14 protein-coding genes are annotated in these 12,464 nt (G+C 45.9%); 1 reads left to right on the top strand and 13 read right to left on the bottom strand.

Annotated elements, in window-relative coordinates:
- The first annotated feature begins 208 nt into the window (after window positions 1-208).
- Entirely contained in the window at window positions 209-1,039 is an 831-nt protein-coding gene (locus tag CHF41_RS03540) for a hypothetical protein (protein WP_119876018.1), read from the top strand.
- A gap of 72 nt (window positions 1,040-1,111) precedes the next feature.
- Here the strand turns inward: CHF41_RS03540 and CHF41_RS03535 are convergent, their stop codons facing one another.
- The 13 genes from CHF41_RS03535 to fabM form a co-directional block, all read right to left on the bottom strand.
- Complete coding sequence (locus CHF41_RS03535; protein ID WP_119876017.1) at window positions 1,112-1,879, bottom strand: acetyl-CoA carboxylase carboxyl transferase subunit alpha; 768 nt, start codon at window positions 1,877-1,879, stop codon at window positions 1,112-1,114.
- Window positions 1,876-2,742: an acetyl-CoA carboxylase, carboxyltransferase subunit beta gene (gene accD, locus CHF41_RS03530; RefSeq protein ID WP_119876016.1), complete on the bottom strand. Its 867-nt coding sequence runs from the start codon at window positions 2,740-2,742 to the stop codon at window positions 1,876-1,878. Before accD ends, CHF41_RS03535 begins: the two co-directional genes overlap by 4 nt.
- Window positions 2,743-2,774: 32 nt before the next feature.
- On the bottom strand, window positions 2,775-4,145 hold the full coding sequence (gene accC / locus CHF41_RS03525; RefSeq protein ID WP_119876015.1) for an acetyl-CoA carboxylase biotin carboxylase subunit: 1,371 nt from the start codon (window positions 4,143-4,145) through the stop codon (window positions 2,775-2,777).
- A gap of 16 nt (window positions 4,146-4,161) precedes the next feature.
- Window positions 4,162-4,584 carry a 3-hydroxyacyl-ACP dehydratase FabZ gene (fabZ, locus tag CHF41_RS03520; protein WP_119876014.1) on the bottom strand — a complete coding sequence of 141 codons (423 nt, stop codon included), beginning with the start codon at window positions 4,582-4,584 and terminating at the stop codon, window positions 4,162-4,164.
- Complete coding sequence (gene accB, locus CHF41_RS03515; protein WP_119876013.1) at window positions 4,581-5,045, bottom strand: acetyl-CoA carboxylase biotin carboxyl carrier protein; 465 nt, start codon at window positions 5,043-5,045, stop codon at window positions 4,581-4,583. The genes fabZ and accB overlap by 4 nt, the downstream gene beginning before the upstream one ends.
- Entirely contained in the window at window positions 5,046-6,278 is a 1,233-nt protein-coding gene (fabF, locus tag CHF41_RS03510) for a beta-ketoacyl-ACP synthase II (protein WP_119876012.1), read from the bottom strand.
- An 11-nt stretch (window positions 6,279-6,289) separates the two neighbouring features.
- Window positions 6,290-7,024 (bottom strand): 3-oxoacyl-[acyl-carrier-protein] reductase, encoded by a 735-nt coding sequence (gene fabG / locus CHF41_RS03505; RefSeq protein WP_119876011.1) that lies wholly within the window; start codon window positions 7,022-7,024, stop codon window positions 6,290-6,292.
- A gap of 3 nt (window positions 7,025-7,027) precedes the next feature.
- Complete coding sequence (gene fabD, locus CHF41_RS03500) at window positions 7,028-7,951, bottom strand: ACP S-malonyltransferase (protein ID WP_119876010.1); 924 nt, start codon at window positions 7,949-7,951, stop codon at window positions 7,028-7,030.
- Between the two features lies 1 nt (window position 7,952).
- Window positions 7,953-8,918 (bottom strand): enoyl-[acyl-carrier-protein] reductase FabK, encoded by a 966-nt coding sequence (gene fabK / locus CHF41_RS03495; RefSeq protein WP_119876009.1) that lies wholly within the window; start codon window positions 8,916-8,918, stop codon window positions 7,953-7,955.
- A gap of 197 nt (window positions 8,919-9,115) precedes the next feature.
- Window positions 9,116-9,340 carry an acyl carrier protein gene (locus CHF41_RS03490; RefSeq protein ID WP_119876008.1) on the bottom strand — a complete coding sequence of 75 codons (225 nt, stop codon included), beginning with the start codon at window positions 9,338-9,340 and terminating at the stop codon, window positions 9,116-9,118.
- Between the two features lie 62 nt (window positions 9,341-9,402).
- The gene (locus tag CHF41_RS03485) at window positions 9,403-10,380 is read right to left on the bottom strand and encodes a beta-ketoacyl-ACP synthase III (protein ID WP_119876007.1); all 978 of its coding nucleotides are present in this window, start codon (window positions 10,378-10,380) and stop codon (window positions 9,403-9,405) included.
- Window positions 10,377-10,811 (bottom strand): fatty acid biosynthesis transcriptional regulator FabT, encoded by a 435-nt coding sequence (fabT, locus tag CHF41_RS03480; RefSeq protein ID WP_119876006.1) that lies wholly within the window; start codon window positions 10,809-10,811, stop codon window positions 10,377-10,379. Before fabT ends, CHF41_RS03485 begins: the two co-directional genes overlap by 4 nt.
- Window positions 10,812-11,236: 425 nt before the next feature.
- Window positions 11,237-12,028 (bottom strand): trans-2-decenoyl-ACP isomerase, encoded by a 792-nt coding sequence (fabM, locus tag CHF41_RS03475; RefSeq protein WP_119876005.1) that lies wholly within the window; start codon window positions 12,026-12,028, stop codon window positions 11,237-11,239.
- Between the last annotated feature and the right edge of the window lie 436 nt (window positions 12,029-12,464).

Here is a 12,464-nt window from a genome sequence, read left to right as displayed (position 1 = left end):
CTAACCTCATTTTGATTTGTTCAAGATAAGAAATCAACCGTATAACCACTCAAACGACAACAAGCAAGGGATTATTTTCATTCATCAACCAGAAAAGCCTTGCAATACAAGACTTTCATAGGATATACGAATACACCTTGGTAGCGCTTGCATAAACAATAGACATCCTCTTTTTATTTTGCTATACTAAAAATAAAGGAGCTTTTTGATGATGAAAAAACTGACTATTTATCTAACTGCGCTACTTGCCGTTTTCTGTATGTGTTTTGCGGTTATTCAAAGTGCAGAAGCAACAACCTACATTGACTATAATGAATTTTATTTAGATGAAGCAACAGTACCGCAAGGGAAAATCGTCCTTGGGCAATCTGGACAAGTTCGCCCCTTACAAGATGGCCCACTAAAAGATTTTCAGAAGCCCTACCTTTATTCTTTTGGTCCAAATTCTTCTAGAGATGTCTTAGAAATAGATGATACTGGTCATTGGAAAGCAGTGACGGTTGGCAAAACAAGATTAGAGATTTCGGTCGGTAGTTCGTATCCTCAATTTCTAGATGATATGAAAAAATATGATGTTAGGTTTACGACTGATACAAGACCAGCAATATATCATGCAAAATCGTTCGATATTGAAGTCATTCCAGCAAGTAGCCCTGTCTACCGCCTGTATCAACCAGATTTAAAAGTTCATCTCTATACCATAGACGAAAATGAGTATCGTGTTCTTGGAACACGGGGGTGGTACCAAGAGGGGCAAGCATGGACTAGTAACAATGCCTCTGGAACTCCTGTCTACCGTCTCTATCACCCAGGTCTAAAGGTTCACCTCTATACCATGGATACCAACGAGTACCAGGTCCTTGCGACTCGGGGTTGGAACCAAGAGGGTGAAGCCTACAAATCAAGTGGGAAGACACCAGTTTATCGTTTGTACCACGCAGGTATTAAAAAGCACCTCTATACACGAGATGCCAATGAAAAAACCGTCCTCTCAACCCGCGGATGGAAGTACGAGGGCGTTGCGTGGAATGTGGAATAATACTCTATAAAAAGTAAATAAGAGGAGCAAAGACAAGCATGATTTCGAAAGAATCGTTTGTCTTTACTCCTTTTAATATTTCCGAAAGCGTTCGTAGCGTTCTGCCAGTAGCTGCTCCGTCGGTAGGGACTCTAGGTGCTTAAAGGTTGTCAGGATGTCTTGTCTCAAGCGTTTGATTACTTCTTTCTGACTTCCTTGCTCTGAAATAACCTTCTCCACCACTCCCATGTTTAGAAGTTCGTAAGAGGTAATCTTCATGAGACGGGCTGCTTCCATAGAGCGGCTCGCATCTTTCCATAAAATAGATGCAAACCCTTCTGGACTAAGCACTGCATAAATCGCATTTTCCAGCATAAAGACCCTGTCTGCTACGGCAAGCGCTAACGCGCCACCAGAGCCTCCTTCGCCGATAATAACGGCAATAATCGGAACTGTTAAATCGCTCATCTCCATAAGATTACGAGCAATAGCCTCACCCTGGCCGCGCTCTTCTGCTCCGATTCCTGGGTAGGCTCCCGCTGTGTTAATCAGGGTGAGAATGGGGCGCCCAAACTTTTCGGCCTGTTTCATCAAGCGCAGTGCCTTTCGATAACCTTCTGGATGTGGTTGACCAAAATTGCGCTTGAGATTATCCTGCAAGCTTTTCCCTTTTTGGATGCCCACTACTGTGACAGGCTCTCCACCCAAAAAACCAACTCCACCGATGACCGCGCCGTCATCGCGAAACTGGCGGTCTCCGTGCAATTCCATAAAGTCGTCTAGGAGCAAACGCGCATAGTCCAGACTGGTCAACCGCGCCTGATCACGCGCCTGTCGAATGATTTTTGCAATCTCCGTCATCTCTTTCCTCCGTGCAGTCTAACTAGAAAACCAATCGTATTCCGCAATTCCTGACGCTTGACAATGGCATCTACAAAACCATGTTCTTGCAGAAATTCCGCCTTTTGAAAATCATCAGGCAATTGCTCCCGAACCGTCGTTTCAATCACACGACGACCTGCAAAGCCAATCAAAGCCTGCGGTTCAGCCAAAATCACATCCCCCTCCATGGCAAAGGAAGCGGTCACGCCACCTGTTGTCGGATCGGTCAAAATCGTTAGGTAAAAGAGACCGGCATTGGAATGGCGTTTGACTGCGGCAGAGATTTTCGCCATCTGCATGAGGCTCATAATCCCTTCTTGCATTCTAGCACCGCCTGAAGCCGTAAAAAGGACGACAGGAAGCTTTTGCTCCAAGGCGTATTCAAAAAGACGGGTAATTTTTTCACCGACAACCGTCCCCATGCTAGCCATGATAAAGGACGCATCCATGATACCAAGGGCGACCTCCTGCCCTAAAATGCTCGCCCTTCCTGTCAAAACAGCTTCATCTAACCCTGTCTTTTTACGGACAGCATCCAATTTTTCCAGATAATCTGGAAAATCCAGGGGATTGGTCGTCTCAATGCCTGTAAATAACTCCTCAAAGGAATCCTCATCGACCGTTAATGTCAAGCGCTCGTAAGCGCCAATCCGAAAGGCATAGGAACAATGCTGACACATCTTCTCCTGCCCCAGTTCCTTCTGATAAATTAGACGCTTACAGGCTGGACATTTTGAAAACAGGGCATCAGGCACTTCTGGCTTTTTCTGAGCGGTCTCGTTGAGGAGGGACCGATTGGGATTGATGCGAATGTATTTATCCTTTTTTCCAAATAGAGCCATAACTCCTCCTTTTTAGTGATGACTGGTAAAGTCTATTCCAAGCTTCCTTGATAGCGTGGTAAAAACTCTTCCATAAGATAGGCCGTATCGTAATCTCCTGCGACCACCCGCTTATCTGCAATCAAGTCCAGCTGAAAGTCTGTATTGGTCACAAGACCCTCAATTTCCAACTCATAAAGAGCTCGCTGCATTTTCATCAGGGCTTCAAAACGGTTGGCACCATGGACAATGACCTTGGCAATCATGCTGTCATAGTAAGGGGGAATGGTATAGCCAGGATAAACTGCTGAATCCACCCGCACACCACACCCACCACTTGGCAGATAAAGATTTGAAATCTTTCCGGGACTTGGGGCAAAGTTAAAGGCTGGATTTTCAGCATTGATGCGGCATTCAATGGCATGCCCTTGAATCACGATTTCTTCTTGTGCTACGCTCAGTTCTTGACCTGCTGCGATGCGGATTTGTTCCTTGATAATATCCACACCTGTCACAAATTCCGTCACGGGGTGTTCTACTTGTACACGGGTATTCATTTCCATAAAGTAGAATTGACCACTTGCTTCGTCTAAGAGAAACTCAATTGTGCCTGCATTTTCATAGCCAACCGCTGTGGCTGCACGCACTGCCGCCTGACCAATCTCCTCACGAAGCGTTTGCCCGATAGCAATCGAAGGGGCTTCTTCCAGCACCTTTTGATTATTACGCTGAAGCGAGCAATCCCGCTCCCCCAAATGCACGACATGACCATATCGGTCGGCTAAAATCTGAACTTCAATGTGCCTAGCCGGATAGATGACCCGCTCTAGGTACATGGCACCATTTCCAAAAGCGGCCCTAGCTTCACTTGAAGCCGATTCAAAGGCAGATACGAGGTCCTCAGCCTTTTCGACCTTGCGAATCCCTTTTCCGCCACCACCAGCTGAAGCCTTGAGCATGACAGGATAGCCGATTTTCTCCGCAATCACGAGAGCTTCTTCTGCTGTCAAAACCTCTCCATCAGAGCCTGGAATAACAGGTACTTCTGCCTGAATCATCTGGGTGCGGGCATTGATTTTATCCCCCATCAGGTCCATCACCTTACCAGACGGCCCAATAAAAGCAATCCCTACTTCTGCACAGAGGGTCGCAAAGGTGGAGTTCTCACTTAAAAAGCCAAAGCCTGGGTGAATGGCCTCTGCCCCTGTCACAACTGCCGCAGAAATAATCGCATTCATGTTCAAATAAGAATCCCGCGAACGGGCTGGACCGATACAAATGGCCTCGTCCGCTAGCATGGTATGGAGAGCTTCCTTGTCAGCCGTTGAATAGACGGCCACCGTTGCAATCCCCAATTCACGCGCCGCACGAATAATTCGTACAGCAATCTCGCCACGATTGGCTATCAGTATTTTCCGAAACATGCTCTCCTCCTTTCTCTTACCTTCCAATTGCAAAGGTCAAAACACCACTAGCAGCAAGTTTCCCGTCTACCTCTGCCCTAGCTTCTACAACCGCAATCGTGCCACGACGTTTGACAAAACGTGCGGTCATGATGAGCTGGTCCCCTGGCACGACTTGCTTTTTAAATTTGACCTTGTCCATGCCCGCATAAAAGACGAGCTTCCCCTTATTTTCTTCCTTGGACAATTCCAAGACACCTGCCGTCTGCGCTAGAGCTTCCATGATAAGGACCCCTGGCATGACTGGATAGTCTGGAAAATGCCCATTAAAGAAAGGCTCGTTGATGGTCACATTTTTTAAGGCAACAATCTCATCTTCTGTCACCTCAAGCACCCGATCGACCAAGAGCATGGGGTAGCGGTGAGGAAGAGCTTCCTTAATTTGTTGAATATCAATCATACAATCCGTACCAATCCTTGTCCAAATTCAATCACATCTTCATTTGCGACCAAGACTTCAGCCACAATACCGTCACATGGGGCTGGAATTTCATTCATGACCTTCATAGCCTCGATAATCATCACGGTCTGTCCCTGTTTAACCGTATCCCCAACCGCCACAAAGGCTGGCTTATCTGGTGAAGGGGACAGATAGGCTACGCCTACAAGGGGACTTTCTACTACTGTCCCTTCACTAGCAGCATTAGGTGTAGCCCCTGTAACTAGTGCTGGTGTCGCTTCCACTTGAGGAGCAGCTACTGCTTCTGCTACAGTGGCTGGTGCTACAACTGGAGTGGCGGTATCAGCCTTGTGTTCATTTTTACTAAAGACTAGCTGAACACCATCACTTGTATACGAAAATTCACGCAGACTTGACTGATCAAACTGGCTCATCAAGTCCTTAATCTCTGTATTGTTCACTTAATCCTCCCAACGTTTAAAGGCAATGACTGCATTGTGACCACCAAAACCAAAGGTATTTGAAATCGCATGGCGAATCTCCATGTCACGCCCTCGACCATAAATGACATCTGCTTCAATATAGTCAGACAATTCCTGAGTTCCAGCTGTTTTTGGAGCGTGAGAATGGCGCATAGCCTCAATCACTGCAACCGCCTCAACCGCACCAGCCGCACCGAGAAGGTGCCCTGTATAAGACTTGGTCGAAGACACAGGGGTCTTTGTTCCAAATACTGATACAATCGCTTGGCTTTCCCCCTTTTCATTGGCAGGAGTAGACGTTCCGTGGGCATTGATATAGTCGATATCTTGAGGCTCTAAACCTGCCTCACCAATCGCTAGCTTCATCGCCTTAATAGCACCAAGGCCTTCTGGATGAGGAGAAGTCATGTGGTGGGCATCACAAGTATTTCCGTAACCAACGATTTCTGCTAGAATGGTCGCACCGCGTTTTTCAGCATGCTCCAAGCTCTCTAAGACCAGAACGGCCGCACCTTCTCCCATGACAAAGCCGTTACGATCCTTATCAAAGGGAATCGAAGCTCTCAGCGGGTCTTCGGTAGTGGAAAGAGCGGTTAAGGCTTGGAAACCACCGATTGCAAACGGTGTAATCGCAGCTTCCGATCCACCTGCTAAAATGACATCTTGAAAGCCAAACTTGATTTCACGGAAGGCTTCGCCAATAGCATCGTTTGAGGAAGCACAAGCTGTAATCACACACTTACAGATTCCATTTGCTCCTACTTGCATCGCGATATTGCCAGCAGCCATATTGGGAAGAGCTTTTGGCAGCGCCATTGGGCGAATGCGCTTCGCTCCCTTGGTATTCATCTTCTCCACTTGCTCTTCGATTTCCTTGATACCACCGATACCCGTTGACAAGACCACGCCAAAACGATCACGGTCAAGACGGTCCGTTTCCAAACCCGCATTTGTAACGGCTTCCTGGGCCGCATACAGGGCATAAAGAGAATAGAGGTCGTAGCGGTTCATATCTTTCTTGACGAAATACTTGTCAAAGGGGAAATCCGTCACTTCTGCTGCGTTGTGGACATTGTAGTCACTGGTATCAAACTTGGTAATGGGACCAATCCCAACTTTTCCAGTTTTTAAACTATTCCAAAATTCTTCAGGCGTATTGCCAATCGGTGAGGTTAAGCCGTATCCTGTTACTACTACACGATTTGTTGTCATGTCTTACTCCTTTATTGCATGGTTAAGCCACCGTCGATAGCGACGACTTGGCCAGTGAGGTACTCTTGGCGAGCTAGGAAAACCGCGACTTCAGCCACTTCCTGTGCCAGCCCAAAACGTTTCATCGGAATCTGTCCGAGCATGGCATCTTTGATTTTATCAGACAGTACAGCCGTCATGTCTGATTCGATAAAGCCTGGGGCGATGGCATTGACACGGACATTTCGTCCTGCCACTTCGCGGGCAATCGATTTGGTAAAGCCAATCACACCCGCCTTAGAAGCCGCATAGTTGGCTTGACCGGCATTTCCTGTCAGGCCTACAACGCTGGATAAATTGATGATTGCCCCCGCTTTCGCCTTGGTCATGGGTTTCAAGACAGCCTGAGTCATGTTAAAGGTGCCAGTCAGATTGACCTTAAGCACCGCTTCAAAGTCATCTTCTGACATTTTGAGCGCAAGACCATCTTTGGTAATGCCGGCATTATTAACTAGAATATCGACAGAACCTGCAAGTTCTGTTGCTTCTGCCACCATGCGCTTGGCATCTTCTTGCCTGGCAACATCGCCAAGCACCACATAAACCTTGATACCATAGCCAGAGAAGCTCTCTAGGATTTCTTCTGAAATACTGCTTCGTCCATTTAAAATGACATTGGCACCTTGCCTTGCAAACTCACGGGCAATACCAAGTCCAATTCCACGACTGGATCCTGTAATCAATACATTTTTTCCACTTACTTCCATTTGTTACTCCTTCGTTACGAATGCTTCAAGCGTAGCGAGATTTTCTACCTGCTGGATTCTTGCTGAGCGGTCAATTTTTTTCAAAAAGCTTGATAAGACCGTCCCTGGACCAATCTCTACAAAGCCTGTTATCCCTGCCTCTTGTAAGCAAGCAATCGAATCATAAAAGCGGACTGGCTCCATCACCTGACGGGTCAAGAGAGGCACGATTTCCTCCTTGGTCATCACTTGCGCTAGAGTATTGCCTACCAAAGGCAACTCAAAGTCTCGGAAGGAAACTTCCGCTAGAGCTTGGGCTAATTGTTTCGAGGCAGATTGCAACAAGGCGGTATGAAAAGGACCTGATACATTGAGCGGAATCAGCCGCTTGACACCGGCTTCCTTGAGCAACTCTACAGCTTTGTCAACCGCTCTAACCTCACCACCAATCACGATTTGGTTGGGAGTATTGTAGTTGGCAGGCGCTACAATACCATAACTAGACGCAGCTTGACAGGCACTCTCAATTGTCTCTAGGTCCGCATTCAAGACAGCGACCATTTTGCCACTCCCTGCTGGCGCTGCGGTTTCCATGTATTCACCGCGCTTTGCCACCAAGGCAACCGCCTCTTTAAAGTCCAAGGCGCCTGACGCCACCAAGGCGCTGTATTCCCCAAGAGAGAGTCCCGCCACCATATCAGCTCTTGCTCCTTTTTCTTGCAACAAGCGCCAAATGGCAACCGATACGGTCAAGATAGCAGGCTGCGTGTAGCGAGTTTGATTGAGCCGTTCCTCATCTGAATCAATCAAGGCACGCACATCATAGCCAAGAACACTGGTCGCCTCATCAAAGGTTTTCCTGACAATCTCATACCGGTCATACAAATCCCGTCCCATCCCTAGGTATTGGGCTCCTTGACCTGCAAATAAATAGGCTGTTTTTGTCATCTTATTCTCCACCTGTCACCCAGCGTGCAGCCTGCTCCTTGATAACACGAGCTGCTCCGTTATAAATATCATGTAAAATCTCTGCACAAGACTCTTCTTTGGTAATCAAGCCAGCAATCTGACCTGCCATGACCGAACCGTACTCCACATCACCGTCAACTACGGCATGTTTCAGAGCGCCTGCTCCCAACTCTTCAATGTCTTTGCTGTCTTTCAAACCGCGTAGGAAATCTTTTTCCGCACTAGCATAAGCAGTTGAAAGCTTATTTTTAAGCGCCCGCACAGGATGCCCAACCACTTGAGCAGAAACCGTTGTATCAATATCTTTCGCTTTTAAAATCTTAGCCTTGAAGTTGGGATGCGCATTGGACTCTTTTGCCACCACAAAACGAGTCCCAATCTGAACAGCCTCTGCTCCTAGCATGAAGGCCGCAGCTGCACCGTTACCGTCTGCGATACCACCTGCTGCAATCACTGGAATCGAAACAGCTTCTACGACCTGCCGAACCAAGGTCATGGTTGTCAATTTTCCAATGTGACCACCTGCTTCCATTCCTTCTGCAATGACCGCATCAACACCCAATTTTTCCATTCGTTTTGCAAGGGCAACACTTGGAACAACCGGAATCACTGTAATCCCTGCTGCATGGAAACGTTCCATGTATTTCCCAGGATTGCCAGCCCCAGTTGTCACCACTTTCACACCCTCTTCAATGACCAAGTCGACAATATCATCGACAAAGGGAGACAAGAGCATGATATTGACTCCGAAAGGTTTATCTGTCAGAGCCTTGACCTTGTCGATATTTGCTTTTACAACTTCTTTCGGGGCATTTCCGCCACCGATAATCCCTAGGCCGCCCGCATTTGAGACTGCTCCTGCTAAGTCACCGTCTGCCACCCAAGCCATACCACCTTGGAAAATCGGATACTCAATACCCAGTAGTTCTGTAATCTTTGTTTGCATCATGTCCCCTTTTCAATTCATCAGTTGCTTAGCTAATCATTTGAACATCAAACAATTAACTAAACAAGGAAGTGGGCATTTCCTTTCATCCCACTACCCATATCTAAAAAATACTTTGATAGTTCAATGTTTTGATAATCAAAGTATCGTTCCTAGTAAAAATGCTAGAGACTAGCATTTTTGATTGTTTATCCTTTTTATTTTGTTTGCCCTTCCACGTAAGCTACCAAGTCACCTACTGTATTCAAGCCTTCTTCAGATTCAATTTGAATATCAAATTCATCTTCGATTTCTGAAATCACTTGGAAAAGATCCAATGAATCTGCATCTAAATCGTCAAATGTTGTTGTAAGGGTTACTTCTTCTGCTTCCTTACCAAGTTCTTCTACGATAATTGCTTGTACTTTTTCAAATACTGCCATGTTTGTTCTCCTTTAAGAAAATAATAATAAAAATTTTTAATAACTGTAAAACAGTTGATTAACTAAAGTTTTAAGAGGATTGCTCCCCATGTCAGACCACCACCAAAGCCACTTATAACAAGTGTTTGGCTACCATCAAGAAAAATCTTTCCCTGCTCCACACATTCCGAAAGTAAAATCGGAATGCTAGCTGCACTGGTGTTGCCATATTCTGCCATATTGGCTGGAAATTTAGCTAGGTCGCTCCCCAATTTCTTGGCCATTTTTTCCAAAATCCGCCGATTGGCCTGATGAAGCAAATAATAATCGACATCCTCGTCTGACAAACCCTGATTAGCAAGCAAGTCTTGCAAGGTCTTAGTCACATCCCGAACCGCAAATTCAAAAATCGCGCGCCCCTCCATTTTCAGATACGGCTTCCTTTCTCCTGCCTCTGAAAAGGGCGAGGACAACCCTAGGACACCTGACTGTAAATCGCTCCCTCTGCTGCCATCTGTTCGATGAAGTTCACCGAGAAAATGCGGTTGATCAGTCGCTTCTAGTAAGACACCACCTGCACCGTCTCCAAAGAGAACAGCCGTACTTCTGTCTGACCAGTCAAGAGTTTTTGACAGGGTTTCTGCCCCAATTACCATTCCTCTTTGATAACGTCCTGAGGCAATCAACTTCTCAGCGGTTGATAAGGCAAAGACAAAGCCCGAGCAAGCTGCAACCAAGTCGTAGGCAAAGGCTTGATGTGCACCGATACTCGCCTGAACACGCGCCGCCGTCGACGGCATAGCCGAATCAGGGGTTATCGTCGCAACGATGATAAACTCAATCGTCTCTGGAGCATAGCCACTTTTTTCCAAGAGCTGGTGTGCGACTTTGGTTGCCAAGTCACTGGTTTCTTCATCCTTCGTGATATGGCGTCTGCGGATGCCTGTTCGCGATGCAATCCATTCGTCACTCGTATCCATCAGCTGCGCTAAATCATCATTTTCAATGACTTGTACGGGGGCATAATGCGCCACCTGGCTGATTTTTGCAAAGGTCGTCATTTTAAATCCTCCAAGAAATGATAGAGTTTCAAGAGGCCTTTTTTCATGACCTTAAATTCGGCTTCGTCCATGTCTGCTGTAATCTGGCGCACCATCTCATTGTGAAAGCGTTGGTGCAAGCGATAGACCAATCTTCCTTTTTTGGTCAAATGAAGATGAATCACACGGCGATCCCTAGTTGACCTAATCCGTTCAATATAGCCTTTTCGCTCCAAATTATTCAGACTGGTGGTCACCGTACCCAGTGTGACCATCAAAGCACGGGCAACATCACTCGGCGTAACACCGTCTTTGTCACCGATGACATCGATCGTGTGCATTTCTTTGATTGAAATATCTTTAAAACGGCTTCCCCGCAGACTCGTTTCTTCAATAATGAGTACATTATTAAAAATCGCAGTCAGATATTCATTGATCTTTGCATCTTCCACAATCGAAGGCCTCCTTATATACTTTGACTCTCAAAGTATACGATAAATTAGTTTGATTGTCAAATATTTTTTGTCACATCAGATAAATATCAAGAATGGTAAGGATAAGGGGAAATGAATATTTTTTGATACTTTCTTAAGTAGCATAGACGCAAGCAAGCTCCTGCTGGCGTTTCAATTGCTCATCTTTTAGCCTATAGTCTCGGCTCAAAAATACCACTCTAAGTATCGGCTTTAGCTCACTGTATCACTCCTTCCAAACTTAGAAGAAAGAATCGACTGTTGCATCTAATCTCAAAAATAAAAAGTATGGTCCGTCAGAAGAACGTTGGAGGTACGTAAGCAAATCATATCAGATTTTTTATAAAATAGGATATGAGCCAAGATACGTTAACGAAAACCAACGAACGATACAAGAAAACGGCTTATCGCCCTGTAAAGCTCGGTCTGCGGCGTTCAAAATACGCTCGAACCCCTTCCTTAAAATCTTCTTTGAAAGCCAGTTCGCGTTGCAGGTCAAGTTCTAGCCTTGCATATTCTTCCCATGCTTCAAATTCACTCTTCCACATCAATTCTTTTATCGCTCGGTAGGAATTTGGCGAATTTCGTAAAAGACGTTTGACCAACTGCTGGCAGGTCTTGGCTAATTTTTCCTGCTCCACCACTCGGTAGACTAAGCCGTATTCCAATGCTTTTTCGGCGCTTAGACTTTCACCTGTCATGGCGAGTTGACATGCCCGATTCGCACCAATACTACGGCTAAGTAAGAACAAGCCACCCGCATCAGGTGCTAGGCCAACACCAACGAAGGCCTGAATGAACTTAGTCTTATCAGAAGCAATCACAAAGTCTGCCGCAACAGCCATATTGGCAGCAGCCCCTGCCACCGCTCCATCGGTCAACATGATGACTGGCTTGGGGATTTTCTTTAAAGAAAAGGAAATCCGGTTGACCAGCTCTGCTATTTGGACCAAGGACGCAATATCATCCTCGTCTACAGCTCTCTTCATTTCAACCAAATCACCTCCGACTGAAAAAACAGCACCTTCTGCTTGGATAATCAGAAGTGCTACCTGTTCTGAATCAGCCGCTTGTCCAATCGCATCTAGCATTTCTTCACACATAGGAATATTAAAACCATTTGATACTTCAGGACGGCTCAAGGTTAGCCTCGCAATACGCTCTTCTACTTCATACCGAATCATTTCATAGGTCATCTTTGTCCTCCTTTTATGGTTATAGACTGTCAACTTTTAGTTGATAGCTTCGTTTCGTTTTGACGAGTAAACCGTGTCATAAATCGAAGCGAAGTAACGATAATTTGACACCTCAAAGAAAGAGGTTTTACGTATTGGAGCTATTCTATCACATATTTTTCAGAAAACAAGAAGTGTTGGTGTGACAGCCGATGCAAGCACGTTCTCCACCATCTTTAATGGTAAGCAAAAAGGAGCCTTGGCTCCTTGTAGAATGTAGACAAACCTCACAATTCAGAAAAACATTACAATGATATTTCATTTTCTATAGTTTTAAAGTTAGAAAATTTGCGAGCGTAGCGAGCACAATACTGCCACCGCCGCCGTGCTAAAAGTGGAAGTGAGACAGAAGTCGTGATTTCGTTGAAATCGATTATCCTCGCTCCTTTGTTTCTGG

The organism is Streptococcus respiraculi (assembly GCF_003595525.1).
GTDB lineage: Bacteria > Bacillota > Bacilli > Lactobacillales > Streptococcaceae > Streptococcus > Streptococcus respiraculi.
This window is presented reverse-complemented; position numbering and strand designations above follow the sequence as displayed.